This window comes from Microbacterium sp. UCD-TDU (genome assembly GCF_000340625.1).
In the GTDB taxonomy this organism is placed as follows: domain Bacteria; phylum Actinomycetota; class Actinomycetes; order Actinomycetales; family Microbacteriaceae; genus Microbacterium; species Microbacterium maritypicum.
Map to the genome: position 1 here is coordinate 97,160 of NZ_AOSO01000005.1, position 25,752 is coordinate 122,911.

Consider the following 25,752-nt stretch of genomic DNA (forward strand, 5'->3'; position numbering starts at 1 on the left):
TGTCGCCGAGCCTTCGTCATGGTACTCCGTGCCGGGGACGACTACCCTGAACTCATGACGGACATCTTCGACGTGATCGCAGACGGTACGAGGCGAGACATCCTCCAGCTCCTGCTGCGGCGCACGACCGAAGGAGAAGCGGGCACGAGCGTCAGCCAGATCGTCGCCGATCTGGGCATCAGCCAGCCCACCGTGTCCAAGCATCTGAAGGTGCTGCGCGACGCCGAGCTCGTCACCGTGCGCGAAGACGGCCAGCGCCGCTTCTACAGTCTCGCGGTCGAGCCGCTCGAGGCTGTGGACGACTGGCTGGTGCCGTTCCTGGTCGATGCTTTCGGCGACGGTGCCCCCGACATCGCCTACCCGGGCATCCCGCTCAACGAGAGCGCCGCCCATGCGGCCGAGGTCGTCGGTCGTGCGGCGGCATCCGCGAAGCACGTCGTCGCCACGGCCCTCAAGCGGCTCGGAGCCTGACAGCCGAGTGTCCAGCCCCTCGCTTACTGAAGCTTGTAGCTATTTAGCGAAGCTGTTAAATTGAAGGCATGAACCTTCTCCTGCGCACTCTCCGTGGCCGGATGCGGCGCCGTCTGCTGCTGACCTACCGGATCGATCCCGAGGTCGCGAGCGGGATCATCCCCGCCCCCTTCCGGCCCCAACTCGTCGACGGGAGCGCCGTCGGGGGAGTGTGCCTGATCGCGCTGACGGAGTTGCGTCCCGGCTGGGTGCGCCCGCGCTGGGGCATCTCCACGGAGAACGCCGCGCACCGACTCGCGGTCGAGTGGGACGAGGGCGGGGTGACGCGCACAGGTGTGTACGTCATCGAACGGCACTCCTCCGACATCGTTCCGGTCGTCGGGGGTGGCCGGTTCTTCCCGGGAATCCAGCGGCGCGCACGGTTCGAGATCGAGGAGATCGGCGCCAGATTCCGGGTCGGGATGGAGGCGTCCGACGCGAGCGTATTCGCTGACGTCGAGGTGACCGACGGATGGGAGAGCACGCTCTTTCCGACGGTCGAGGACGCCTCGCAGTTCTACCGGGCGGGCTCGATCGGCTGGTCGCCGCGGCGGAACGGCAGGGGAGCGGAGGCTGTGGAGCTGTCGACGACGCGGTGGGTCGCGGAGGCGGGGCGGGTGAACGAGGTCGGGTCGTCGTTCTTCGACGGGCTTCCTCGAGGGGCTGCGCAGATCGACAGTGCTCTCGTCATGCGCGACCTCCCCGTCAGCTGGCGCAGACCCGCAACGACTCGCCCCTGACGACAGGGGGGGGGGTTGTCGTCAGGGGCGAGGTGCGGGTCCCCACACCCGGGGCGGACTCGGCGGTGCCGCGCGAGCCCTGAGGTCACGATCGCAGAGCGGGATGAGCGAATGCCGCAGAACGTCTATGTCTGTGCTGGGACGGCTGCCCGACGGAGCGCCCTCACCGGCGTTGTCGTCCCACTGATCACACGAGCCACAGAGGTTTACACGCGTCCCAGCTACCCCATAGAGTGTGCTCATCGAGAAAGGGGTACGTGGGATGCCCGAAGTTCCTGACGTCCGATTCCTCACGGTTGCTGAGGTCGCAGAGCTGATGCGCGTGTCCAAGATGACCGTGTATCGGCTCGTTCACGCGGGCGAGCTGCCGGCCGTCCGTTTCGGGCGCAGCTATCGCGTGCCCGAGTCTGCCGTAGCCGACGCGCTGCAGCGCCCGATCGCCGACGTCGGCTGACGTCGGCGGCTGTCTCGAACTCCGTCGCCTCGGGCGAAGGATGCGTGACAGCCCATGCCTTCGGGTTTGCTAGACTGACCCGAGGCATTTTCCGTGCCCGTACCCGGGTGTCCGATTTCGGCGACACCCAGCCACTGACTTAGTGAGGTTTCCGTGGGTTCTGTCATCAAGAAGCGCCGCAAGCGCATGGCGAAGAAGAAGCACCGCAAGCTGCTTCGCAAGACTCGCCACCAGCGTCGCAACAAGAAGTAAGCGACCAGACACGAGCGCCTGTCTTCGGACGGGCGCTTTGTGTCTCCGGCCGCATCTCCGTCCGCCGAGAGGATGTCATGAAGTCGATCACCGTCACCGAGCTCGCCGAGCGCACCGGTATCCCGCTCATCGATGTGCGGGAGGTGGACGAGTTCGCCGCAGGCCACGTGCCCGGGGCCGTCAACATCCCGATGTCCGAGATCGGCAACCGGCTGGAAGAGCTCCCCGCGGAGGCGTTCGACGTCATCTGCCAGGCGGGTGGGCGGTCGGCGCGTGTGGTCGAGGCACTGGAGTCGCGCGGCTACGACGCCACGAACGTCGAAGGCGGGACCGGCGAGTGGATCGCCCAGGGGCGCCAGGTCGAGGTGCCGTCGGCGTGACCACGCTGACCCTGATCGGCAAGCCCGACTGTCACCTCTGCGACGTCGCCTCCGACGTCATCGATGCCGTCGTCGCCGAGCTGCCCGATGCTGCGGCCGAGCAGATCGAGATCGTCGAGGCCTCCATCCAGGACGACCCCGCGCTGTACGAGTTGTGGTGGGAGAAGATCCCGGTCGTGCTGATCGACGGCGAGCTGCACGCGCATTGGCGGGTGGCGCCTGATCGACTGCGCGAAGCACTCGAGAAGTCTCTTCGCGCAGACGCGCTGACCGGAACGAAGGAATCTCTGTGACCATCCGCCATGTCGTGACCTGGAAGCTCGCCGCCGAAGACGCCGCGGAGCGCGGTGCGCAGGCGGCTGAGGTCGCTCGCCGCCTGAACGCTCTCGACGGCGTCGTTCCGCAGCTCCTCTCCATCTCCGCGGGTGCGAACATCGCCTACCCGGAAGCGAACTGGGACGTCACTCTCGTCGCGGACTTCGCGTCGGTCGCGGCGATCGAGGAGTACCAGGTGCACCCCGCACACGCCGAGGTGGCCGCGTACATCCGCACCGTGGTCGCGTCTCGCGTCGCCGTCGACTTCGAGGTCTGAGACCGCGTCGCGCCGGCCCCGGAATTCGGTTTCTTCGCGTGACCGGGGCGTACTTGCAACACAAACGTAATGCGCGTCTATGCCGATGTCATTGGTCACGCGACGAGCCGCATGTTTAGATGAACTCCTATCCGTCAGCGGGCCTTCGTGCCCTCGACTCACAGGAGCCGACATGCCTCGTCGCAACCTCATCGCCGGTCTCGCCCTCGTGGCGACGGCCACCCTCGCGCTCGCCGGCTGCGCCACCGGATCGTCCGACGCGGGCAGCAGTGACGCTCCCGCCGCCGACGACAAGTACGGTCTCGTCGAGGCCGGAACGCTCACCGTGTGCTCAGATGTCCCCTACCCGCCGTTCGAGGTCGAGGACCCGTCCAGCGAGACCGGCTATTCCGGCTTCGACATCGATCTGCTCAGCGCGATCGCCGAGAAGATCGACCTGAAGCTCTCCGTACAGGACGTGGGCTTCGACGCCCTGCAGTCGGGCACCACGCTCGCCGCCGGCACGTGCGACATCGGCGCTTCCGCGATGACGATCACCGACGAGCGCAAGGCCAACCTCGACTTCTCCGACCCGTACGTCGACTCGCTGCAGTCGCTTCTCGTGCGTACCGACTCGGACATCAAGTCGATCGACGACCTCGACGGCAAGAACGTCGGTGTGCAGCAGGGAACGACCGGCGAGACCTACGCGGGCGAGAACGCTCCGGGCGCGCAGCTCGTGCAGTATCCCTCGGACGGTGAGCTGTGGCCGGCCATGCAGGCGGGTCAGATCGACGCGATCCTGCAGGACCAGCCCGTCAACTACGTGCATGAGCAGGATGACCCCGACTACAAGATCGTCGAGACGTACCCGACCGACGAGTCGTACGGCTTCGCCTTCGCCAAGGGGGAGAAGGACGAGCTGCGCGATGCCGTCAACAAGGCGCTCAAGGAGCTCCAGGACGACGGCGGCTACCAGAAGATCTACGACAAGTACCTCGCGGCCAAGTGACCGGCGGCGTCGGTAGAACGGGAGGACCTCGACGATGGCGTTGAGGCGTACCACCAAGAGCAAGCTGTATCGGTACTCGGTCTACGTCGTGCTGCTCGCGATCGCCGTCTGGGCGATCGCGAGCACCGACTGGGCGAAGATCGGGCCGCTGTTCTTCAATCCTGAGATCGCGGCGAAGATGTTCCCCGGGATCATCACGACCGCCCTGGTCAACACGCTGTGGTTCACGGCCGTGGCCTTCGCCGGCGGTCTGCTGCTCGGTGTCGTGCTGGCGCTGATGAAGCTGTCGACCATCGCACCGTTCCGGTGGCTCGCGACGGTGTGGATCGAGTTGTTCCGCGGGCTTCCCGCGATCCTCACGATCTTCGGCATCGCCTTCATCCTGCCGATCGCACTGGGCGTCCCCGGCACGAAGCTCGGTGGGCCGGTGGTGCTCGGACTCATCGGTCTCATCCTCGTCGCTTCGGCGTACATGGCCGAGACGATCCGTGCCGGTATCCAGGCCGTTCCCAAGGGGCAGACCGAGGCCGCGCGTTCGCTGGGCATGTCGCCCATGAAGACGACGTTCTGGATCATCGTGCCGCAGGGGTTCCGGATCATCATCCCGCCCCTGACGAACGAGTTCGTCCTGCTGCTGAAGGACACGTCGCTGCTGTTCGTGGCGGGTTCCTTCATCTGGTCGAAGGAGCTGACGAACTTCGCCCGTGATGCATCGACGCAGAACACCAACGCGACGCCGCTGATCATGGCGGCGATCCTCTACCTGATCGTGACGATCCCCCTCACGCGCTTCAGCGCGTATCTCGAGCGAAGGATGTCGAGGCAGCGATGATCACCGACCTGATTGATGTCCATGCCCCCGCGATCGATGTGCAGGGGCTCGTGAAGTCGTTCGGCGACAACGAGGTGCTCAAGGGCATCGACCTCACCGTCACCAAGGGCGAGGTCGTGTGCGTGATCGGACCCTCGGGCTCGGGGAAGTCGACGCTGCTGCGGTCGGTGAACCTGCTCGAGGAGCCGACCGGCGGCAAGGTGCTGATCGAGGGGATCGACATCACCGACCCCGACGTCGACATCGACCGGGTGCGCACCCGCATCGGCATGGTGTTCCAGAGCTTCAACCTCTTCCCGCACCTCGATGTGATGGGGAACCTCACGATCGCGCAGCAGCGCGTGAAGAAGCGCTCGAAGGCTGAGGCGGCGAGGGTCGCGAAGGAGATGCTCGCTCGCGTCGGGCTGGCGGAGAAGGCCGATGCCTACCCCGGGCATCTGTCGGGAGGACAGCAACAGCGTGTGGCGATCGCGCGTGCGCTGTGCATGAACCCCGACATGATGCTGTTCGACGAGCCGACATCGGCGCTCGACCCCGAACTGGTCGGCGAGGTGCTGCAGGTCATGCGTTCGCTCGCCGATGAGGGGATGACGATGCTCGTCGTCACGCACGAGATGGGCTTCGCGCGCGAGGTCGGATCTCGCCTGATCTTCATGGACGGTGGACACATCGTCGAGGAAGGCGACCCGCGCGAGGTTCTCGGCAACCCGCAGCACCCGCGCACGAAGGACTTCCTTTCGCGCGTGCTCTGATCCGAGATCGACGAGACCCCCTGTTGCAGACATCTGCGACAGGGGGTCTCGGCGTGAAGCGTGGCTACCGGTGAGGTCAGTCGGCTTCGACGACCTCGGCGTCTGCGGCGTTCCGGCGGACGGAGTCGATCCCGTTCAGTGCGGCGGACTTCGACGAGTAGCCCTCGCTGATCGCGATGACCTCGCCGTTGCCGGCCTTCAGGCGGAACCGGTACTCGCCGGACTTGTCGGTGTACAGCTCGAACGTGCCTGCCATGAGGCGTCCTTTCTCTCTCGGATGGAGGGAACCCCGCCCCTCGGGCCTCACGCTAGCGCTCGGCGAGGGTCCGGGGAAGAGCGGGGGTCAGCCGCGGGGATGAACCGCGACCGGCTCGGGGGCGATCGCGATGCGCACCCGATCACCGAACGCCGGGTGGGTGCCCGGGGCATGCTGCACGCGCACCAGCTCACCGGACTCGGTGCGCACGAGCGTGCGACGCATGCTCCCGAGGAAGGTGCTCTCCTCGACCAGGGCGTCGGCCGCGGCATCCTCCTCGGAAGCGAAGTAGACGTTCTCCGGTCGCAGGTACACATCGACCGGGCCGTCGGCCGGAGACTGCAGGGGAAGCCGCTGCCCCCACACCATGACGTGATCGCCCTCGGCGACCCCCGACACGACGCTGGACAGCCCGACGAAGGCGGCGACGCCGGCTGTGGAGGGCATCGTGTAGAGCTCCTCCGGCGATCCGATCTGCTCGACGCGGCCGGCGTTCATCACGGCGATCCGGTCGGAGACGGCCAGCGCCTCCTCCTGGTCGTGGGTGACGAAGACGGTCGTGATGCCGAGTCGCAGCTGGATGCGGCGGATCTCGTCGCGCACCTGGACCCGCACCTTCGCGTCGAGCGCGGAGAGCGGCTCGTCGAGCAGCAGCACCTTGGGCTCGGTCACCAGCGCACGTGCGAGCGCGACGCGCTGTTGCTGTCCGCCCGAGAGCTGGTGCGGGAACCGGTCGGCGAAGTCGGCGAGGCTGACCAGAGCGAGAGCATCGACGGCGCGGCGCGCCGCCTCGGCTTTGCCGATCCCGCGCCGGCGCAGGCCGAAGGCCGTGTTCTCAGCGACCCGCAGGTGCGGGAACAGTGAGTAGGACTGGAAGACCATCCCGATGTCGCGCTTGTTCGTGGGCACTCGCGAGACGTCGCCACCGCCCAGGAGCACGGCGCCCTCGTCGGCGCCCTCGAGGCCTGCGAGCACCCGCAGCAGAGTCGTCTTGCCGCAGCCGGAGGGGCCGAGGAGGGAGACGAACTCACCGGGAGCGATGTCGAGATCGACTCCGTGCAGCACCCGGTTGCCGGCGTAGCTCTTGACGATCCCCTGCAGCTCGACGCGAGTGCCCTCGCCCGCCTGGGCGAGCAGCAGGTTGTCCTTGGTGCGCGGCAGCGCGTGGTCGACGGTCATGAGCGGGCCTTTCCGTTGCCGCGGGCGACGCGGCCGATCAGGAGGAGCAGGAGGAACACGAACACCAGCGCGAGCAGGGTGAAGATGGCCGGCGCGTACGGATCCTGTTTGTTCACCACGACCATGGCGGTCTGGAACACCTGGCGGTTCAGGAGGGAGGCGATCGTGAACTCTCCGAGCACCACGGCGATGGAGATGAGGGAGGCGGCGAGCAGCCCCTGGCGGAGGTTCGGCGCGAGCACCTTCAGCACGACCGTCGGCCAGCTCGCGCCGAGCGATCGTGCGGCCTCGGAGAGGGTGCGCAGGTCGGCGGCGTCGATCGATGCCTGGATCGACCGGAACGCGAACGGCAGCACGGTGATCCCGTAGGCGAACGCGAGCGTCCAGGTGCCGGTGCCGAACGCACGGCCGATCTGCAGGTAGATCGGGGCCAGCCCGACCACGAGCACGATCGCCGGGATCGAGATGGGCAGCAGCACCGCGAATTCGAATGCGGGCTTGAGGTGCGGGAAGCGCAGGTTCACCAGGATCATCGTCGGCGCGAGCAGCAGCAGCACGATCGCGACGGTGACGACGGCGAGCACCAGGGAGTTGCCCAGACCCGTCCAGATCGGCTTGAGCGTCGCCGCGGCCGCGGGGTCGAACAACGCGATCCAGCGGGCGAACGACAACCCGCCTTCGGGGTCGCGGAGGGTGAAGAGGAACGTCGATACCAGGGGAACGGCGAAGAACGCACCGACCAGGATGCCGATGACCCAGCGGGTCGCGAGAGAGGGGCCGAGCCGGTTCACGACTGCCACCTCGCCGCTCGTCGCTGCACGAGGGAGTACAGGGCCATCACGATCCCGACGATCACGATCATCCCGAGCGCGAGAGCACCGGCGAGGTTCTCCCGTCCGAGCACGGTCTCGCTCGTGAGGGCCGTGCGGATCTGCAGCGGCACGATCTGCGCACCCTGGCTGGCGAGGGCGGCGGCAGTGGCGTACGAGGAGAACGCGTTTGCGAACAGCAGGAGCAGGCTGGCGAGGAACGAGGGCGCGAGCACGGGGATGCCGATGCGCAGCCAGAAGCTCGCACGGGTGCCGCCGAGGGTGAGGTTCGCCTCGGCCCACTGCGGCTTGAGCGCGGCGAGGGCGGGCATGAAGGTGATGACCATCAGTGGTATCTGGAAGTAGAAGTACGGGAGGACGAGGCCGGGCAGCTCGTAGAGCCACGTGCCGTTCTCGAAGATGTTGACGCCGAAGGACTCCTTCAGGAACACGGTGACGACGCCTTGGATGCCGATGGTCGCGATGAAGGCGAAGGCGAGCATGACGCCGCCGAACTGCGCGAGTACGCCGGCTGCGGCGTCCACTGCCGAGCGCGTTCGGCTCTCGGGGTCCAGGCCGAGCAGGGCGTAGCAGACGAGGGCGCCGACGATCGCGCCGACGACGGCGGTGAGCAGCGAGAGTCCGGCCGAGTTCGCGAACGTGTTCAGCACGACGGGATCGGCGAGGGCCGACAGGTTCGTCCAGGTGAAGGAGCCGTCCTTCGTGAAGAAGCCCGAACCGATCGACAGGATCGTCGGCACCGCCAGGAAGAGCACGACGTAGGCGGCGAAGGGGACGAGCCCGAGCCACGCGAAGGACGGAGCGGACCGCCGGGTCCTCGCGTGCGGCGAGGACCCGGCGGAGGTGGCGGGGGCGGATGCAGCAGCATCCGCCCCCGTTGCGGAAAGGGTGGTCACTGGACCGCCGAAGCCCACTTCTCGCCGAGCAGTGTGCCGGCGTTCGTCGACTGCTCCTCGGTCGGGACCACGGTCTCCTCAGGAGCCTCGGGGAGTGCGGCGGCGAGGTCGGCGTCGATCGTGCCGGCGTCGGTCATGGCCTCCATGCGCACCGGACGGGCGCCGCCCTTCAGCCAGAGGTTCTGCACCTCGTCGCTGTAGAGGAACTCCTGCCACAGACGTGCGGCAGCAGGGTGCGGGGCGTCGGCGTTGATGGCCTGGTTGTAGTACCCGGCGTAACCGGTGCCGTCGAACACGACGACCTTCCAGTCCTTGTTGTCCGCCGTGTGCGAGGCGTTCAGGTAGTCCCAGTCGAACACGACGGGGGTCTCGCCGCTCGCGATGGTCGCGGTCGTCACGTCGACCTTGAGCAGGTTGCCGGCCTTCTGCAGCTCGGAGAAGAAGTCGATGCCCGGCTGGAAGTCGTCGAGGGTGCCGTCGGACTGCACGGTGGCGAGTCCCACAGCCGCGAACGCGGCTCCGGCCTGGGTCGGGTCGCCGTTGATCGCGACCGCGCCCTTGTAGTCGGCCGAGAGAAGGTCGGAGAGCTCGGCGGGAGCGTCGAACTTCGACGAGTCGTAGCCGATCGACATGTATCCGCCGTAGTCGCCGACGAAGAGACCGGTGGGCTCCTTCAGCTCTGCGGGGATGTCATCCCAGGTCTGCACCTTGTAGGGAGCGAAGACGTCCGTGTTCTGCAGGGCGACGGTGAGGCCGATGTCGAACACGTCGGGCGCGGTGTCCAGGCCCTCGTTCGTCTTCGCGGCCTGGATCTCCTCGGCGCTCGAGACGTCGGGGGAGGCTTCGTTGATCGTGATCTCGGGGTACTTCTCGGCGAACAGATCGAGGATCTCGCCGTAGTTGGCCCAGTCGCGGGGCAGCGCGATGACGTTGAGCGAGCCCTCGGCCTTGGCCGCGGCCTCGAGATCGGCGAACGTGCCGAAGTCGGCGACCGAGGTCGCGGCGGAGGCGTCCACGTCGGAGCCGCCGGCGGCGGGCGCGTCGGTCGCGCCTGCGCAGGAGGTCAGCGCCAGTACGGCCGTGGTGGCGAGGGCGATGCCGGCGCCGATGCGCGCGCGGCGGGTGAAGCGAGCCATGAGTGTCCTCTCGGTGTCCGGCGCTGTGAGCCGGTTTCGGGTTGCGAGAGGACACTATGAGGCGGAGGTTGCCGCCGGTCGCGGGTCTGGTGAACGGATGGTGGCGAGGCGGTGGCCGAACAGGGCCACCGCGTCTCAGCCCTGCGGGACGCTGTACTTGAAGCCGCGGTGCGAGCCGACGTACCCCAGCCGCTCGTAGAAACGGTGCGCGTCGGTGCGGGAGGCGTCCGAGGTGAGCTGCACCATGCTCGCGCCGACCGCAGGGGCCGCCGCTTCCGATACCCAGCGCATCACGGCGGAGCCGATGCCCGACGAGCGCAGGCTGCTCTGCACGCGGACCGCCTCGACCAGCAGCCGTCGGGCGCCGCGACGTGCCATCCCGGGGATCGAGGTGAGCTGCAGCGTGCCGACGATCGCGCCGTCGAGCTCGACGACGAGCAGGTCGTTCGACGGTTCGGCCAGGATCTCGATGAGCCCCTGTCGATAGGCCGGCCGGTCCTCCTCGGAGGCCACATCGCCGCGGGCCGCGCTGATCGGGTCGTCGGCGAGCAGGGCGATCACGGCATCCGTGTCATCGACCGTGGCACGCCGCAGGAGCGCCGTCCCGATGCGCGATTCGAAAGAGTGGGGCAGCGGGAGGGCGTCGAGCATGGCTCCAGTTTGCCAGCGCACGGAGCGGATGCCGGAGCGGCGTCCACTCTCTGGAATCATGGCGAGGTGGATATCGGCGCCGTGCTCGGACTGGAACAGCTCACATGGGGGATGGTCCTGCTCGTCGTCGTCGCTGCGTTCTGCGCCGGCTGGATCGACGCCGTCGTCGGCGGGGGAGGACTGCTGCAGCTGCCCGCGCTGCTGCTGATCCCCGGCATCTCACCGGTGCAGGCTCTCGCGACGAACAAGCTCGCTTCGGTCTTCGGCACCGCGACCAGCAGCGCCACCTACTATCGGCGCGCGAAACCCGACATCCGCACCGCCGTGCCGATGGCGATCGTCGCACTGATCGGCTCGTTCGGGGGAGCGGCCGTCGCGACGGTGCTGCCGCCGGCCGCCTTCAAGCCGATCATCGTGATCGCCCTGCTCGTGGTGGCGTTGTTCACCGCGTTCCGGCCGCAGATGGGGGCGGCGACCCAGCTGCGGTTCCACGGGCACAAGCACCACATCATGGCGGGCGCGGCAGGACTCGGCATCGGCTTCTACGACGGGATGATCGGTCCGGGCACGGGTACCTTCCTCGTGATCACCCTCGTCGCACTGCTCGGCTACGACTTCCTGCAGGCCAGCGCCAAGGCCAAGATCGTCAACCTCGCCACGAACGCGGGCGCACTGATGCTGTTCATCCCGCACGGTGCCGTGCTGTGGCTGCTCGGCGGCATCCTCGCCGTCGCGAACGTCGCGGGCAGCTACCTGGGGTCGCGGATGGCGATCTCCCGCGGGACTACGTTCATCCGGGTCGTCTTCCTCGTGGTCGTGATCGTCCTGATCGGCAAGCTCGGCGTCGACGTCTGGAACGAGAACATCCTTCCCGCGTTCGCGTCACTCGGCTGAACGACCGAGAACGCCCGGGTCGCACGAGTCCGAGGACTGCGTGCGACCCGGGCGTGAGTCCGCGTGGTGGTGGGCGTCAGGCCTCGTCGTCTTCGGGCTCGTAGTCGACGCCGGCCTCGGCGCGCTGCGCGTCGGTGATGGGCGCCGGAGCGGAGGTGAGCGGGTCGAAGCCGTTGCCCGACTTCGGGAAGGCGATGACCTCGCGGATCGACTCGGTCTTGGTCAGGTGCTGCAGCACGCGATCCATGCCGAGCGCGATCCCGCCGTGGGGCGGGGCGCCGAACTTGAACGCGTCGAGGAGGAAGCCGAACTGCTCGTCGGCCTGCTCGTCGCTGATGCCCATGACCTCGAACACGCGCTTCTGCACGTCTTCGCGGTGGATGCGGATCGAGCCGCCACCGAGCTCAGAGCCGTTGCACACGATGTCGTACGCGTAGGCGAGGGCCGATCCGGGGTCGGTGTCGAACGTGTCCTGGAACTCGGGCTTGGGGCCGGTGAAGGCGTGGTGCACGGCCGTCCAGGCGCCCGCGCCGACGGCGACGTCACCGGAGGCTACGGCGTCGGCTGCCGGCTCGAACATCGGAGCGTCGACGACCCACGTGAAGGCGAATTCATCGGGGTTCAGGTAGCCGAGGCGGCGGCCGATCTCGACGCGCGCGGCACCGAGCAGCGCACGGCTCTCCTTGGTGGAACCGGCGGCGAAGAAGACGCAGTCGCCGGTCTCGGCACCGACGAGTTCGGCGAGTCCGGCCTGCTCGGCCTCGGACAGGTTCTTCGCGGCAGGGCCGCCGAGCGTGCCGTCCTCGTTGAACAACACGTAGGCGAGGCCGCGGGCGCCGCGCTGCTTGGCCCAGTCCTGCCAGGCGTCGAGCTGCTTGCGGGGCTGCGAGGCGCCACCGGGCATGCGCACCGCGCCGACGTACTCCGCCTGGAAGACGCGGAACGGGGTGTCCTTGAAGTACTCGGTCGCCTCGACGAGCTCGAGTCCGAAGCGCAGGTCGGGCTTGTCGGAGCCGTACTTGGCCATGGCGTCGGCGTAGGTCATGCGCGGCAGGGGCGTGGCCACCTCGACACCGATCGTCGCCCACATCGCCACGATGAGCGACTCCATGAGCGTGATCACGTCTTCCTGGTCGACGAAGCTCATCTCGATGTCGAGCTGCGTGAACTCGGGCTGACGGTCGGCGCGGAAGTCCTCGTCGCGGTAGCAGCGGGCGATCTGGAAGTACTTCTCGACGCCACCGACCATCAGCAGCTGCTTGAACAGCTGCGGCGACTGCGGCAGGGCGTACCAGCTGCCGGGGCTCAGGCGAGCCGGCACCAGGAAGTCGCGCGCGCCTTCGGGCGTGGAGCGCGTGAGGGTGGGCGTCTCGACCTCGGTGAAGTCGTCGGCGTGCAGCACGTCGCGGATCGCCTTGTAGACGTTCGAGCGCAGGCGCAGAGCGGATGCGGGGGCCGGACGACGCAGGTCGAGGTAGCGGTACTTGAGACGGGCTTCCTCGCCCACGGTCTCGGTGTCGGCGAGCGCCGTGGAGACCTGGAAGGGGAGGGGAGCGGACTCGTTCAGCACCTCGACGTCGGTCGCGATGAGCTCGATCTCGCCGGTGGGGAGGTTCGGGTTCGCGTTGCCCTCGGGGCGCAGCGACACCTCGCCGGTCACCTTCAACACGAACTCGTTGCGCAGCGGGTGCGCGATCTCCTCGTCGCGGATGACGACCTGAGCGATGCCGGAGGCGTCCCGCAGATCGATGAAAGCGACTCCTCCGTGGTCACGACGGCGATCGACCCAACCCGAGAGGGTGACGGTCTGACCGATGTGCTCGGCTCGCAGAGAGCCTGCCGAGTGGGTGCGAAGCACGGAGTATTCCTTCTGATCTGGGAAATGGGGAACCCGCCCATTCTACGGGGGCGGTCGGGAGGTCATCGGCCCCGTCGGCGGCGTCCGGGGCGGCATATCAGTAGGATCGCCACGACACAGCTCTTACACAGAAAGGATGCACCGTGGACAACAACGGCATCGCCGATCTCTACGCATCGATCTTCTCCGGTACTACGGGCCTGATCGCGCTCGTCTTCTACATCCTCGTCGCCATCGGGTTGTGGAAGGTGTTCACGAAGGCCGGATACCCCGGCATCCTCGCGATCATCCCGATCGTGAACCTCGTCTTCCTGGTGAAGATCGCCGGGATGTCCGGCTGGTTCGCACTGCTGTACCTCATCCCGGTCGCGAACCTGATCCTCGCGATCATCGTCGCGTTCAAGCTCGGTGAGCGCTTCAACAAGGGCGGGCTCTTCTCGTTCTTCCTGCTTTTCCTCTTCCCGTACATCGGGTACCTGATCCTCGGCTTCGGGGATTCGCGCTACAGCAAGGCGTGACATGACGGCGTCCCGGTTGCACCTCGTCCGACACGGCGAGGTGCACAATCCGGCCCGCGTGCTCTACGGTCGTCTTCCCGACTACCACCTGAGCACGGCGGGCCGGGGGATGGCCGCAGCGGCGGCCGACCACGTGGCCTCGCTCGAGCGTCCCCTGCGCGCGCTGTACTCCTCGCCGCTGGAGCGTGCGCAGGAGTCGGCCGAGCCGTTCGCGGAGCGCCTCGACCTCGTGCCCGAGGTCGACATCCGCCTGATCGAGCCGACCAACGTGTTCGAGGGGACGCAGATGCGCCGTTCCCTGATGAACCCGCTGAACTGGTGGCACCTGCGCCAGCCGTCCGTTCCCAGCTGGGGTGAGCCGTATTCCTCCATCGCGGAGCGGATGCTCGGCATCATGGACGAGGCGTGGGATGCGGCACCGGACGGCGACCTCGTGATGGTCTCGCACCAGGCGCCGATCTGGATCACCCACCTCCGGGTGGCGGGCCTGCCGTTGCGGCACGACCCGCGCACGCGTCGCTGCGCCCTGTCGAGCGTCACCTCGTTCGAGCGCGTCGGCGACGTCTGGCGCGAGGTCGCGTACGCCGAGCCCGCTGCGACGGGCGGCGCCGTGGACGTCGGCGCGGTCTGAGCCGGTCCTCGCGACGCGCCCCGCTCAGTGCTCGGCGGCCAGGAGCGACTGGATGATGCCGACCGCGGCCAGCTGACCGGCGGCGGCCGCCAGCAGCACGGATGCCATCGGGCCGGGAAGGGTCGCACGGTGGGCGAGATCGCCCGCCGCGAAGACCCCGGGGATCGAGGTGCGTCCGAACTCGTCGATCTCGATGCAGCCGGACTCGTGCATCTGCAGGTCGAGCTGCGCGACCAACGGTGACCGCTGGCGCATCGATCCCGCCGCGACGAAGATGCCGTCGGCCACGCGCTCATCGTCGTCCGTGCGGATGCGCACTCCTCCGTCGACCTTCTCGACGGAGGCGACCGGGCTGGTGCTCACGCGCACGCCCTTCGCCTCGAGCATCTGGATGTCTTCGTCGGCGAACATCTCCCCGACGGGGAACACGGTGATGTCCCCGACGATCCGACCCAGCAGCCCGATGAGGTGCGCGGCCCGAGGTGCGGCGCCGAGGATGGCGATCGGTCTTCCCGCGTGCTCGTGTCCGTCGCAGAACGGGCAGCTGAACGCGAGTGTGCCCCACAGGTCCTGCAGGCCGGGGACGTCGGGAAGGTCGTCGGCGACGCCCGTGGCGAGGATGACCCGGCGCCCCTCGACCTCGGAGCCATCGGAGATGCCAACGACGAACGCGTCCTCGTCGCCCGAGACGCTCATCGCTGCGGCGTCGCGGATCTCTACGTCGTCGTAGGCGGAGAGCTCTGCCCGTGCGGTCGCGCGGAGCTGGGCGGGGGCGGTGCCGTCCGCGCCGATCATGTTGTGCATGTGCAGGACGGTGCCGTTGCGGTACTCGCCCGAGTCGAGGAGCAACGTGGAGCGGTGCATCCGCCCGAGGGTCAGAGCGGCCTGCAGTCCTGCCGGTCCTGCGCCGATCACGATGGCGTCGTACATGGTGGTCCTTCCGATGGCGTTGTTGCGTTCCCGGTCAGTCTGTGACTTCATGTCAACATGAAGTCAAGCCATGCGCACCCCTGGTCCGTCGGCGAAGTGGCCGCCCGCGTCGAACTGCCCACGAACGTGCTGCGGCACTGGGAATCGGTGGGTCTGCTCCGGCCGCCTCGAGACTCCGCGGGGCGACGGCGCTATGGCGAAGACGAGGTCGTGCGCATCGCCGTGATCCAGCGCAGCAAGGCCGCGGGGATGACGCTCGAACAGATCGGGGTGCTGCTCGACGACGGCAGCGCCGGGCGCCACCAGGTGCTGCAGCAGCACCTGGACGACATCGATCGGCGCATGGAGGAGATGCGCCGATCCCGCGAGATGACCGAGCACGCGATGGGCTGCCGGGCGCACGACATCGCCACCTGCCCGCGGTTCCGTGCGGGCGTGGACGACGTTCTGGCGCGCTTCTGAGGCCCTCGGCGAGGCGTCCGTTTCCGGCTCGCGCATAGGATCCTCTGCGTAAACTCGGAGTCGTGCCAAGCGATTCGACGGTCCGTCAGATCCGCAGCGGCCGCTCCTCCCGCACCCGGCGTTCGCGCCGTGCGGTCGGTGCCGCGCTCGCTGCGGTGCTCGCCATCGGTCTGAGCGCCTGCGCTCCCGATCCGGTAAGCGAATCGTTCCTGAACGGCGAGAACACCGGTTATGTCGCCGCCGACGGTGCCATCGTCGAGATCCCGGTCTCCGAGCGCGGCGAACCCGTCGTCTTCAGCGGGGTGACCGAGGAGGGCGAGAAGTTCGACAGCGCCGACATCGCCGGACAGGTCGCGGTCGTGAACTTCTGGTACGCCGGCTGTGCACCGTGCCGCCTCGAGGCCGCCGATCTGGAAGCGCTGTGGCAGGACTTCAGCGATGAGGACGTCGCGTTCGTCGGCATCAACACCCGCGACCAGGCAGACACCGCTGTGGCCTTCGCGAACGAGTACGGCGTCACCTACCCCAGCCTGATCGATGTCGACACCGCCCAGGCCAAGCTCGCCTTCGCGAAGGCGGAGGCCACGCCGATCACTGCGACGCCGACGACCCTCGTGCTCGACAAGCAGGGCCGGGTCGCTGCCCGCATCATCGGCCCGATCGACGGCAAGTCGATCCTCTCCACGCTCGTCAAGGACGCCCTGGCGGAGGACTCGTGACCATCAGGGGAGCCTTGTGAACCCCGAAGCGATCATCGGCTCCGGGGCCCTCTGGATCGCGATCCCGGTCGCGATGCTCGCGGGACTCGTCTCTTTCCTCTCCCCGTGCGTGCTCCCCCTCGTTCCCGGCTACCTCGGCTTCCTCGGCGGTGCCGTCGCGCCTCGGTCGACCGCTGCTGCCGGTGCGGAAGGCGGGACGACGACGCAGACGACCGAGACCGCGACGCGAGGGCGACTCGTCGGGGGCGTGCTGCTGTTCATCCTCGGGTTCACGATCGTCTTCATCCTCTACACCGTGCTCGGCGGAACGGCCGGGGTCTTCCTGCTGCAGTGGGGCGACCTGATCACGCGCATCCTGGGGGTCGTGATCATCGCGATGGGGCTGGTGTTCCTCGGGCTCTTCGGTTTCGCGCAGAAGGAGTTCCGCTTCCACGTCGACTCGAAGGTCGGCGTCGTCGGAGCCCCGCTCCTCGGTATCGCGCTCGGCATCGGATGGGCTCCCTGCATGGGCCCGACGCTCGCGGCGATCCTCGCGCTGTCGTTCAACGCCGGTGATCCTGTGCGGGCGGGCTTCCTCGGTCTCGCCTACTCTCTCGGCCTCGGCATCCCCTTCCTGCTCGTCGCCCTCGGCTTCGGCTGGGCCACGAAGGCGATCGGTTTCCTCCGTCGGCACATCCGGGTGGTCAACATCATCGGTGGCGTGATGCTTCTCCTCCTCGGCGTGCTGATGGTCACCGGGCTCTGGACCGACATCATGTCGAGACTGACGGCGGTGATCGGCAGTGTCATCCTCCCGCTCTGACGACCCGGAGGCGGGCGCGCGACCCGATTCCCGCTCCGACAAGCCCACCCGTCCCGAGAAGAACACCCGCACTGAGAAGGCCATGACCAAGAACAAGGGTGCCGCGAACAGCGACTCCAGCGATCCGCTCCGTCCGTCGGACCACGTCGACGGCGACGACTCGATCACCCAGCCGCGGCTCGGGTTCGTCGGCTGGCTGCGCTGGGGCTGGCGTCAGCTGACCTCGATGCGCACGGCGCTCATCCTGCTGCTCGTGCTCGCGATCGCCGCGATCCCCGGCTCGATCTTCCCGCAGCGGATGGCCGACCCGAACGGCGTCACGCAGTGGGAGCGCGACAACCCCGACCTCTTCCCGGTGCTCGACGGGCTGAAGCTGTTCGACGTGTACCTGTCGCCGTGGTTCTCGGCGATCTACCTGCTGCTGTTCGCCTCGCTCGTCGGTTGCGTGATCCCGCGCATCAAGCACCACGCCAAGGCGCTGCGTGCGCGCCCGCCGCGCACCCCCGCGCGACTGCAGCGGCTCGAGGACTACCGCGCGGTCACTCGGGACCCTGCGGCAGACTCCGGCACGAAGACCGGCGATGCCGAAGCCGAGGCCGCCGCATCGATCGACGTCGCCACGAAACAGCTCAAGGCTCTCGGCTACCGTGTGGAGCGCTACGACCGCGGCCGCACGTTCTCGGTCTCCGCGGAGCGCGGCTACTGGCGCGAGACCGGCAATCTGCTCTTCCACCTCGCGCTCGTGGGGGTGCTGGTCACCGTCGGTATCGGCGGCGGGTTCTCCTACACCGGTCAGCGCGTACTCGTCGAGGGCGAGACGTTCGCCAACACGCTCCTCGACTACGACTCGATGAACCGCGGTCGCTTCGTGGGTGACGATGCGTTCGCTCCGTACTCGATGCGCCTCGACTCGTTCGATGTGACGTATCAGCCGTTCGGTGAGCCCGGCTCCGGACAGGCAGGAGACTTCTCCGCCAACGTCACGGTGCAGGAGAACGGCGAGGAGCGCACCGGCTCCGTCAAGGTCAACGAGCCCCTCGGTGTCGCCGACGACGACGTGTTCCTCCTCGGCAACGGCTACGCGCCGACCGTGACCGTGCGTGACCCCGAGGGCAACGTGGTGTTCACCAACAGCACGCCGTTCCTTCCTCAGGACAACAACATGACCTCGCTCGGTGTGCTCAAGGTGCCGGACGGGCTTGCGGAGCAGGTCGGACTCGTCGGGTTCTTCTACCCGACCACGGGCGTGCTCGAGAGCGGTGCGTTCTTCTCCGCCTACGGCGACCTCACCAACCCGACGCTCACTCTCGACGTGTACACCGGAGACCTCGGGATCAACGAGGGGGTGCCGCGTTCCGTCTACGTGCTCGACACCACGGGGATGACCAAGCTCACGGGCCGCACCACCGACGTCGAGTCGATCGAGCTGGCACCGGGGCAGACCGCACAGCTGCCGAACGGCCTCGGCTCGGTGACCTTCGAGGACGAGTCTCCGGCCGGCGCCGCGGACGCCTCCCAGTCGGTGAAGCGCTTCGCGTCGCTCCAGATCCACCGCGACGAGTCCGGCGTGTGGGTGCTCGGCTTCGCGCTGCTCGCCCTCGGCGGTCTCATGATCGCGCTGTTTGTGCCGCGTCGCCGTGTGTGGGTCAAGGCCACAGCGCACGACGGCGAGATCGCCCTCGAGTACGCTGCGCTCGCCCGAGGCGAGGACCCGACCCTCGCCGCAGCCGTGGAAGACCTCGTCGCCGGGCACGCCCGACTGCTCGACGCGGCCGGAGGCACCACGGCGCGCCCCACGATCGATGACACCGCGGATGAGTCCGCCGAGCCGGAAGCCCCGGCAACCGACACCCGGAAAGTAGACTGACACCATGCTCGAGCTCAACGTGATCTCGCCTGTCCTGCTCTGGACGGCGATCGCGATCTACGCGGCGGCCTTCGTTGCCTACGCCTTCGATCTCGCACGGCGCTCGCAGGCGACAGCCGATGCGCAGAACGTCCGCGAGTCGGTGCTCGTCGGAGCAGGTGGCGGGGGCGTCGCCGCATCCTCAGGCACGTCCGGTGCCGGTTCCGCCCCGCAGCGGTTCGTGATGGCCCGGATCGGCACCTCGCTGACCGTGCTCGGGTTCCTCTTCCACCTCGCCGCTGCGATCACCCGTGGCATCGCGGCCGGGCGAGTCCCGTGGGCCAACCTGTACGAGTTCGCCATGATGGGCACGCTGCTCATCATCGCGGTGTACCTCGTCGTGCTCACCCGCATCGACCTGCGGTTCCTCGGCACGTTCATCACGGGCCTCGTCGTGGTGCTGCTCGGCCTCGGGGCGACCAACTTCTACGTCGACGTCTCGCCGCTGATGGACCCGCTCAAGAGCGTGTGGCTCGTCATCCACGTGTTCGTGGCCTCGCTCGCGACCGCGTTCTTCGCTCTCGCGTTCGCACTCTCGGTGATCCAGCTCATGCAGTCGCGCCGCGAGCGACTCCTCGGCGAGAATGCCACGAAGACCGGTCCCGGCTTCCTCCGCACCTTCCCGAACGCGGTGCGCCTGGAGAGCCTGGCGTACATGTTCACGATCATCGGCTTCATCCTCTGGACCTTCACGCTCATCGCCGGGTCCATCTGGGCCTACTACGCCTGGAGCCGCTTCTGGGGCTTCGACGTGAAGGAGACCTGGACCTTCGTGATCTGGGTCATCTACGCCGGATACATCCACGCCCGCGCGACGCGCGGCTGGCGCGGGAACCCCTCGGCGTGGCTGGCGATCGTCGGCTTCTCGGCCGTGATCTTCAACTTCACGATCGTGAACGTCTTCTTCAAGGGCCTGCACGCCTACTCCGGCCTGAGCTGAGCTGAGCTGAGCCGAACCGCGGCGCCGTCAGCGTCGCAGAGAGGGCCTACCGGGGTCAGCCCCGCAGCGGGATGACCTCGGCGTGCTCGATACCGCCCTGGTACCAGACCAGCTCGGCTTCCGCGATGACCTCGGAGGGCGCGGGTGAGAGCGGGCGGACCTCGGCTTTCGCGAAGCGCGACCACTCGGCCCCAGCGAGAGTCTTGCCGTAGAGCACCGACAGGTGGAACGTCCAGTCCTCCAGCGGCAGCTCACCGATACGACGGAAGTCCGTGGCATCCAGTGCGGCGGTCAGCGACGAATACGCCGAGACGAGCGAGGGGCTGCGGGCGAGGCGCACGATCAGGATCTGCCAGGGCACGGGGAACTCGTCGACGGCTTCGGCGGCGACCTCGATCGGGGCCTGCTGCTCTGCCCATGAGCGGATCAGCTCGGTGAGTGCCTCGCGTCGCTCGGGCTCGTAGAACCCTCGCAGTGTGACGTGCCCGGTGTGCGGGCGCCGTGCCGGGACGCCGAGGCGGGAGACGGCGGCATCCTGGACATCGCGATAGACCGTGCCGACCGCCGCGGTGGGCCGGAGCACGAGGTACTGCTGTCCCTCCAGGCTCGCGAGTTGGTCGGGGGTGTCCATGAACGGCCGGCGCATGTCAGGAGCCTAGGACGCGTCGTGAGGATGCGAAACCGGAGGCTGACACACGAACGGCCCGGTGCGTCATACTTCGACGCGCCGGGCCGGTGTGGATGGTCTTCGCTGCGGGACGAGGAGTCAGGCCGTGGCGAGGACCGCCTTGGCCGAGGTCGTGCGCCGCAGCGTCACGGCGAGGGTCGTGGCCACGAGAGACAGCACACCCCAGACGACCAGAGCGGCGACCGCCGAGCCGCTGGCGGTGATCAACCCCGCGAAGGCCGGAGCCGTCGGGAGGGCGGCCCCGATACCGGCGAGCCAGCCGGGCACCGTCGAGATCAGACCCGTCGCGACCGCGAGCACTCCGACCAGGGCCGAGATCCAGCGTCCGATCCCGCCGAACAGGGCGACGAGCGCCTGGTTCACGGCGGCGAACACGACACCGGCGAGCACGGCGGTCCCTGCGAAGGCCCACCAGGTACCCGCATCGTAGCTGGCCACGACCTGCACGATCAGTGAGACCAGCAGTCCCTGACCCGCGCCGATCAGAGCCGCGGGAGCGAACGCCCGCAGCGTGAGCGTCGCCGACGACCGGCGAGAGGTGAGCGTGCGTGCCGTGTGGGCGCGCATCACCACGAAGGTCGCGAGTCCGCCGAACCAGAGCACCACCGCAGCGAGCAGCGGGATCGCGGTCGGGCCGAAGATCGTGTTCATCGACGAGTTCGACGACACCGGGTCGGCGATCACCGAGGCGAGAGACTTCGACTCGGTGTCGGTGAACGAGGGGAGCGAATCGGATGCCGTGCGCAGCCCACCGGCGAGGTCGCCCGTACCGGTCGCCAGGGTGTCGAGACCGGTCGTGAGCTCGGTGGCACCATCGGCGAGAGCGGTCGCTCCGCTGGAGAGCTGGGTCGCACCGGAGGCGAGGCCACGGGCGCCGGTGGCGGATGCGCCGATGCCCTGGTCCGCGAGCTGAGTGAGGCCGGAGGACAGCTGGGTGGCGCCGGCGCCGGCCTGCGTCATGCTGGACACCAGGGTGTCGAGCGTTCCAGGGATCGCGGCGACTCCGGGGGCGGCGCCCGTGAGGTATCCGGAGGCCGTTCCGGCGGAGGTCGCCAGAGTCTGCGAAGCCGTAAAGGCATCGGCGACGCTCTTGCAGAACTCCGGGCCGGAGACGGCGGGATCGCAGGATGCAGCGAGCGTGCCGAGGCTTCCCGCGAGAGCCTTCGACTGGGTAGCGGCGTCCTGCGCGGAGGCGGTACCGGTCTGAACCGCGCCCATGGCATCCTTCAACCCGCCGACGTTCTCTCCGAGCGCGGCACCCCCGGCGGTAAGCCCGGATCCGATCTGCGCGGCACCGGCGGCCGCCTCACGCGTCTTGCCCGCGATCGTGTCGAGTCCCGAGGCGAGCGACGATGCACCCGTCCCGAGCTCACCTGCTCCGGATGCCAGCTTCGCAGCGCCGTCGGGGATCGCGGCGGCTCCGGTGGCGGCATCCCGCGCCCCGTTCGCGAGCTTGAGCGCGCCGTCTGCTGCATCGCCGATCTGGTCGCCGATCGTGGTGAAGCCGACCAGGATGTTCTCGGTCGTCGCCTCGGAGAGCATCGTGCCCATGGTCGACGCGGCGACATCGGCGAGCTGACCCGTGATGAGGTCGTCGGCGACGAGTCCGTCCTTCGGCGTGGTCACCGTGATGGTGGCCTGCTCGGCCTTGCCTCCGCCGTCGGAGATCGCGGTGCCGGCCGACGTGGCCGCTGCGGAGAATTCTTCGGGAATCGTGATGACGGCCTGGTAGGAGCCGTCGGCGAGTCCGTCTGCCGCGTCGTCCTTGTTCGATATCACCCAGGTGAGGTTCGAATCCAGATCGTCCGACCCCTCCACGAGACCCGCGGCGAGCTGGCGTCCGAGCGGAGTCATCTGCCCGTCGATGGTCACGGGCTCGTCGAGATTGACGATGGCCGCGGTCATGGAGTCGAGGCGCTCCGTCGGGTTCTGCAGGGCCGCGACCAGGATGCCGCCGACCGCCGCCGGCAGCAGCAGCACACCGAGGATGGTCAGCCACGTGATGGGCTTGCGGGAGCGCGCGCGCTCGATGGGGAGGGTCATGCGGTCACCTCGGGGGATTCTGCGGTGCTCCGGCGAGGAGCACGCGTGTCGAGAGTCTGTGCGTCGGGCCATCCGGCCTCGGCGAGGGTGGTCCGTGCCGAATCGGCGTCGGAGGCAGTGGCGAACACCGCGAGCGTGCGGGAGGCCGCGGCATCGCGCAGCATCGCCGTCGCCTGGTCGCGCTGTCCGCCGCTGAGGCGGTCGATCCCGTCGATCACGACGATCTGCGACCTTCCGCGCAGGGCTTCGGCGAGGTCGCCGAGCGCGGCATCCGCATCGTCGACCAGCACGCAGCCGATGTGAGAGCGTACCCAGGCTGCGCGTCCGGGGAGCAGATGCCCCGCGACTCTGAGCTTGCCGTCCGCGGGGGTCAGGCGTCCCGCGATCGTCAGGGCCAGAGCCCGGCGGGTGCGCAGGTCGCCACCGGTCGCGATCACGGCACCGCCCTCGGGGATCCTCATCGAGAGACCCTCGATGAGCGGCGCATCGGCGCTGATCTCGAGGTCGTCGGCGGCGACGATCGATCCATCACCCGGCCACGGGGCCAGGTGTCGTTCGCGTTCGACGGCCTCGCCCTCGACGTCGACGCGGGGGAGGATCTTCTCCAGCCAGCGCGGGAGCTCCCAGGCACGTTCGCCCAGGATCGCCATGAGCGCGGGGATCAGCGTCATCCGCACCAGGAAGGCGTCGAAGGCGATGCCGGCGGCGAGGCCGAGCGCGATCGGCTTGAGCGACGAGTCGCCCTCGGGGACGAACGCGACGAACACCGCGAACATGATGAGCCCGGCTGCCGTCACGACCTTCGCCGAGCCGGTGAAACCGCTGCGCACGGCCCGGAGCGCGGCGGCCCGCCGGGTGGCACGGTTCGGGCTCGTCGCATCCTTGTCGTGCACGAAGTCCTCGCGCATGCGGGAGACGAGGAAGACCTGGTAGTCCATGGCGAGACCGAACAGCACGCCCATCAGGATGATCGGCATGAAGCTGATGATCGGCCCGACCTTGGCGACGTGCAGCAGGTCGGCGAACCATCCCCATTCGAACACCGCCCCGACCACGCCGAAGGCGGCGACGATCGAGAGCAGGTATCCGGCGGCAGCCGTGATCGGCACCCACAACGAGCGGAACACGATGGTCAGCAGGATCAGCGAGAGGCCGATCACGAAGATGCCGAACGGCAGCAGCGCGTTGCCGAGCTGGTCGGAGATGTCGATCCCGACGGCGGTGAAGCCGGTGACCTTGAGGTCGATGCCGAATTCGTCGAGCCACTCGTCGTGGTGGCTGCGCAGCTCACGCACGAGGTCGGCCGTCGCCGGATCGTCGGGTGCGGTCTCGGGGATGATCTGCACGATGCCGGTGTCGGCGGTCTCGTTCGGCGTCGCGAGCGCGACCTCCTTGACACCGGGGACCTTCGCGACCGCGTCGCCGAGGTCTTCCATCAGGGTGAGCGGGTCGGTGGAGGTGACGATCGTGCCGGTGAGGATCAGCGGACCGTTGAACCCGGGTCCGAACTGCTCGCCGACGAGGTCGTAGTTCTGCCGGGCTTCGGAGTCCTTCGGGAGCACACCGGCATTCGGCAGCGCGAGGTCGAGGCTCAGTGCGGGCACGGCCACGATCCCGAGTCCGAGGACGACGGCGAGCGACACCAGCACCGGGTGCTTCATGACGCCCCCGACCCAGCGGGCGCTGCCCTTCGCCGGGGCCGCGACGGGCTTCGGCTCCTCCGACGCATCGGATGCCGCGCTCTTCTTCGCCTTCGACGCCTTGACCTTCTTCGGGCGACCGACGACCTTGCCCTTCATGAATCCGAGCAGAGCGGGGGTCAGGGTGACGGCGATCGCGACGGCGACGGCGACGGCGGCGGAGGCCGCGATACCCATGGTGGTGAGGAACGGGATGCCGGCGAAGCCGAGGCCGATCAGCGCGATGAGCACGGTGACGCCGGCGAAGACGACGGCCGATCCGGCGGTGCCGACGGCACGGGATGCCGATTCCTCCGGATCCACGCCCTCGCGCACCTGGTCCTGATGTCGCGCCATGATGAACAGCGCATAGTCGATGCCGACCGCGAGTCCCAGCATGAGCGCCAGCAGCGGGGTGGTCGAGGAGACGGTGGCGAAGGCGGTCGCGGTGAAGATGCCGGCCATCGAGATGCCTACGCCGAGGATCGCGGTGAGCAGGGGGAGCCCGGCCACCACGAAGGAACGGAACGTGACGATGAGCACGAGGAGCGCGATCAGGAGCCCGACCGCCTCGGTGAGGGTGACGCCGGGGATCGAGATCGCGAAGAGGTCGCCGCCGAGCGAGGTCTGCGAGCCCGAAGGAAGCACGGAGTCGAGGTCGCTCACTGCCGAGCGCAGCGCATCCTTCGTCGTGTCCGAGACGTCGGTGGCCTCGCCGTCGAACTGCACGCGCACGATGGCCGCCGTGTCGTCCTCGTTGATCATGCCCTTGACCATCTCGTCGTAGGGCGAGGTGGCAGCGAGCACGCCGTCGAGGTCGCCCAGCTCGTCGACGGCATCCTCGATGTGCTCGCGGTAGTCGTCATCCGTGATCTTGTCGCCGTCGGCGGCGACCACGATGAACTGCGCATTCGTGCCGCTCACCTGCGGGAACGAACGGGAGAGCTGCTCGAGACCGGCCTGCGATTCGGTTCCGGGGATGGAGAACGTGTTGTCTGTTCCCGCTCCCAGCACGAGTGCCCCGGCGCCGGCGATGCCGAGCGCGAGCAGCCAGGATACGAGGACTCGCCACGGATGCCGGAAGGACCAGCGTCCGAGCGAGGACAGGAGTGTGGACACGCGATCCTCCGAGGGGTGCGGGGTGGATACACAGGTGTATCCGATACATAGATGTATCGTAAGGTGACCCGCCCGGCCAAGCCTGTGTGCGGGGTGTGAATCATGCGAGAGT

Annotated in this window: 29 protein-coding genes; 18 read left to right on the plus strand and 11 right to left on the minus strand. The window is 68.3% G+C overall.

Annotated features, from left to right (window positions below; translation table 11 throughout):
- The first annotated feature begins 54 nt into the window (after positions 1 to 54).
- The 10 genes from D514_RS20430 (at position 55) to D514_RS20470 (ending at position 5,503) form a co-directional block, all read left to right on the plus strand.
- Complete coding sequence (locus tag D514_RS20430) at positions 55 to 471, plus strand: helix-turn-helix transcriptional regulator (RefSeq protein ID WP_031205331.1); 417 nt, start codon at positions 55 to 57, stop codon at positions 469 to 471.
- A gap of 68 nt (positions 472 to 539) precedes the next feature.
- Complete coding sequence (locus D514_RS20435) at positions 540 to 1,250, plus strand: DUF2071 domain-containing protein (RefSeq protein ID WP_017828122.1); 711 nt, start codon at positions 540 to 542, stop codon at positions 1,248 to 1,250.
- Positions 1,251 to 1,512: 262 nt separating this feature from the next.
- A complete protein-coding gene (locus D514_RS20440; protein WP_017204627.1) occupies positions 1,513 to 1,704 on the plus strand; it encodes a helix-turn-helix domain-containing protein in 192 nt (63 codons plus the stop codon).
- A gap of 153 nt (positions 1,705 to 1,857) precedes the next feature.
- Positions 1,858 to 1,956, plus strand: a complete 99-nt coding sequence (locus tag D514_RS38325; RefSeq protein WP_003792170.1) for an AURKAIP1/COX24 domain-containing protein — start codon at positions 1,858 to 1,860, stop codon at positions 1,954 to 1,956.
- Between the two features lie 77 nt (positions 1,957 to 2,033).
- On the plus strand, positions 2,034 to 2,336 hold the full coding sequence (locus D514_RS20445) for a rhodanese-like domain-containing protein (protein WP_017828123.1): 303 nt from the start codon (positions 2,034 to 2,036) through the stop codon (positions 2,334 to 2,336).
- Positions 2,333 to 2,629, plus strand: a complete 297-nt coding sequence (locus D514_RS20450; RefSeq protein ID WP_017828124.1) for a glutaredoxin family protein — start codon at positions 2,333 to 2,335, stop codon at positions 2,627 to 2,629. The genes D514_RS20445 and D514_RS20450 overlap by 4 nt, the downstream gene beginning before the upstream one ends.
- Positions 2,626 to 2,928 carry a Dabb family protein gene (locus D514_RS20455; RefSeq protein ID WP_017828125.1) on the plus strand — a complete coding sequence of 101 codons (303 nt, stop codon included), beginning with the start codon at positions 2,626 to 2,628 and terminating at the stop codon, positions 2,926 to 2,928. The genes D514_RS20450 and D514_RS20455 overlap by 4 nt, the downstream gene beginning before the upstream one ends.
- 172 nt (positions 2,929 to 3,100) lie before the next feature.
- Entirely contained in the window at positions 3,101 to 3,919 is an 819-nt protein-coding gene (locus tag D514_RS20460) for a basic amino acid ABC transporter substrate-binding protein (protein WP_017828126.1), read from the plus strand.
- 34 nt (positions 3,920 to 3,953) lie between these two features.
- Positions 3,954 to 4,751 (plus strand): amino acid ABC transporter permease, encoded by a 798-nt coding sequence (locus tag D514_RS20465; RefSeq protein ID WP_017828127.1) that lies wholly within the window; start codon positions 3,954 to 3,956, stop codon positions 4,749 to 4,751.
- Positions 4,748 to 5,503 (plus strand): amino acid ABC transporter ATP-binding protein, encoded by a 756-nt coding sequence (locus D514_RS20470; RefSeq protein ID WP_017828128.1) that lies wholly within the window; start codon positions 4,748 to 4,750, stop codon positions 5,501 to 5,503. The genes D514_RS20465 and D514_RS20470 overlap by 4 nt, the downstream gene beginning before the upstream one ends.
- A 76-nt stretch (positions 5,504 to 5,579) precedes the next feature.
- Here D514_RS20470 and D514_RS20475 read toward each other — a convergent pair whose 3' ends face one another.
- The 6 genes from D514_RS20475 to D514_RS20500 form a co-directional block, all read right to left on the minus strand.
- Positions 5,580 to 5,759: a YegP family protein gene (locus D514_RS20475; protein ID WP_017828129.1), complete on the minus strand. Its 180-nt coding sequence runs from the start codon at positions 5,757 to 5,759 to the stop codon at positions 5,580 to 5,582.
- 87 nt (positions 5,760 to 5,846) lie between these two features.
- Entirely contained in the window at positions 5,847 to 6,938 is a 1,092-nt protein-coding gene (locus D514_RS20480) for an ABC transporter ATP-binding protein (RefSeq protein ID WP_017828130.1), read from the minus strand.
- Positions 6,935 to 7,738 carry an ABC transporter permease gene (locus D514_RS20485; protein WP_017828131.1) on the minus strand — a complete coding sequence of 268 codons (804 nt, stop codon included), beginning with the start codon at positions 7,736 to 7,738 and terminating at the stop codon, positions 6,935 to 6,937. The genes D514_RS20480 and D514_RS20485 overlap by 4 nt, the downstream gene beginning before the upstream one ends.
- Complete coding sequence (locus D514_RS20490) at positions 7,726 to 8,664, minus strand: ABC transporter permease subunit (protein WP_186004799.1); 939 nt, start codon at positions 8,662 to 8,664, stop codon at positions 7,726 to 7,728. The genes D514_RS20485 and D514_RS20490 overlap by 13 nt, the downstream gene beginning before the upstream one ends.
- Positions 8,661 to 9,800: an ABC transporter substrate-binding protein gene (locus D514_RS20495; RefSeq protein WP_017828133.1), complete on the minus strand. Its 1,140-nt coding sequence runs from the start codon at positions 9,798 to 9,800 to the stop codon at positions 8,661 to 8,663. Before D514_RS20495 ends, D514_RS20490 begins: the two co-directional genes overlap by 4 nt.
- A 135-nt stretch (positions 9,801 to 9,935) precedes the next feature.
- Positions 9,936 to 10,451: a GNAT family N-acetyltransferase gene (locus D514_RS20500; protein WP_017828134.1), complete on the minus strand. Its 516-nt coding sequence runs from the start codon at positions 10,449 to 10,451 to the stop codon at positions 9,936 to 9,938.
- 111 nt (positions 10,452 to 10,562) lie between these two features.
- On the opposite strand from D514_RS20500, the gene D514_RS20505 reads away from it, so the two are divergent.
- Entirely contained in the window at positions 10,563 to 11,345 is a 783-nt protein-coding gene (locus D514_RS20505) for a TSUP family transporter (protein ID WP_031205338.1), read from the plus strand.
- A 76-nt stretch (positions 11,346 to 11,421) separates the two neighbouring features.
- Here D514_RS20505 and aspS read toward each other — a convergent pair whose 3' ends face one another.
- Positions 11,422 to 13,203, minus strand: a complete 1,782-nt coding sequence (aspS, locus tag D514_RS20510; RefSeq protein WP_017828136.1) for an aspartate--tRNA ligase — start codon at positions 13,201 to 13,203, stop codon at positions 11,422 to 11,424.
- Positions 13,204 to 13,346: 143 nt separating this feature from the next.
- Here aspS and D514_RS20515 point away from each other — a divergent pair, with 143 nt between their 5' ends.
- Positions 13,347 to 13,721 (plus strand): DUF5684 domain-containing protein, encoded by a 375-nt coding sequence (locus tag D514_RS20515; protein ID WP_017828137.1) that lies wholly within the window; start codon positions 13,347 to 13,349, stop codon positions 13,719 to 13,721.
- A gap of 1 nt (position 13,722) precedes the next feature.
- Entirely contained in the window at positions 13,723 to 14,352 is a 630-nt protein-coding gene (locus D514_RS20520) for a histidine phosphatase family protein (RefSeq protein ID WP_017828138.1), read from the plus strand.
- Positions 14,353 to 14,376: 24 nt separating this feature from the next.
- Here the strand turns inward: D514_RS20520 and D514_RS20525 are convergent, their stop codons facing one another.
- Positions 14,377 to 15,333, minus strand: coding sequence for an NAD(P)/FAD-dependent oxidoreductase (locus D514_RS20525; RefSeq protein ID WP_236610890.1), 957 nt, complete (start codon positions 15,331 to 15,333; stop codon positions 14,377 to 14,379).
- Positions 15,334 to 15,339: 6 nt separating this feature from the next.
- Between D514_RS20525 and D514_RS20530 the strand changes: the two genes are divergently transcribed.
- The 5 genes from D514_RS20530 (at position 15,340) to ccsB (ending at position 20,111) form a co-directional block, all read left to right on the plus strand.
- A complete protein-coding gene (locus D514_RS20530) occupies positions 15,340 to 15,744 on the plus strand; it encodes a MerR family transcriptional regulator (RefSeq protein ID WP_031205340.1) in 405 nt (134 codons plus the stop codon).
- 62 nt (positions 15,745 to 15,806) lie between these two features.
- A complete protein-coding gene (locus D514_RS20535; protein WP_017828141.1) occupies positions 15,807 to 16,463 on the plus strand; it encodes a TlpA disulfide reductase family protein in 657 nt (218 codons plus the stop codon).
- A gap of 16 nt (positions 16,464 to 16,479) precedes the next feature.
- A complete protein-coding gene (locus D514_RS20540; protein ID WP_017828142.1) occupies positions 16,480 to 17,265 on the plus strand; it encodes a cytochrome c biogenesis CcdA family protein in 786 nt (261 codons plus the stop codon).
- A gap of 82 nt (positions 17,266 to 17,347) precedes the next feature.
- Positions 17,348 to 19,132 carry a cytochrome c biogenesis protein ResB gene (locus D514_RS20545; RefSeq protein WP_081603838.1) on the plus strand — a complete coding sequence of 595 codons (1,785 nt, stop codon included), beginning with the start codon at positions 17,348 to 17,350 and terminating at the stop codon, positions 19,130 to 19,132.
- Positions 19,133 to 19,136: 4 nt separating this feature from the next.
- On the plus strand, positions 19,137 to 20,111 hold the full coding sequence (gene ccsB / locus D514_RS20550; protein WP_017828144.1) for a c-type cytochrome biogenesis protein CcsB: 975 nt from the start codon (positions 19,137 to 19,139) through the stop codon (positions 20,109 to 20,111).
- Between the two features lie 55 nt (positions 20,112 to 20,166).
- Here the strand turns inward: ccsB and D514_RS20555 are convergent, their stop codons facing one another.
- The 3 genes from D514_RS20555 to D514_RS20565 form a co-directional block, all read right to left on the minus strand.
- Positions 20,167 to 20,757: a 2'-5' RNA ligase family protein gene (locus D514_RS20555; protein ID WP_144052904.1), complete on the minus strand. Its 591-nt coding sequence runs from the start codon at positions 20,755 to 20,757 to the stop codon at positions 20,167 to 20,169.
- Positions 20,758 to 20,877: 120 nt separating this feature from the next.
- Positions 20,878 to 22,842 (minus strand): YhgE/Pip domain-containing protein, encoded by a 1,965-nt coding sequence (locus D514_RS20560; protein WP_017828146.1) that lies wholly within the window; start codon positions 22,840 to 22,842, stop codon positions 20,878 to 20,880.
- Positions 22,839 to 25,640 carry an efflux RND transporter permease subunit gene (locus D514_RS20565; RefSeq protein ID WP_017828147.1) on the minus strand — a complete coding sequence of 934 codons (2,802 nt, stop codon included), beginning with the start codon at positions 25,638 to 25,640 and terminating at the stop codon, positions 22,839 to 22,841. Before D514_RS20565 ends, D514_RS20560 begins: the two co-directional genes overlap by 4 nt.
- Positions 25,641 to 25,752: the final 112 nt, after the last annotated feature.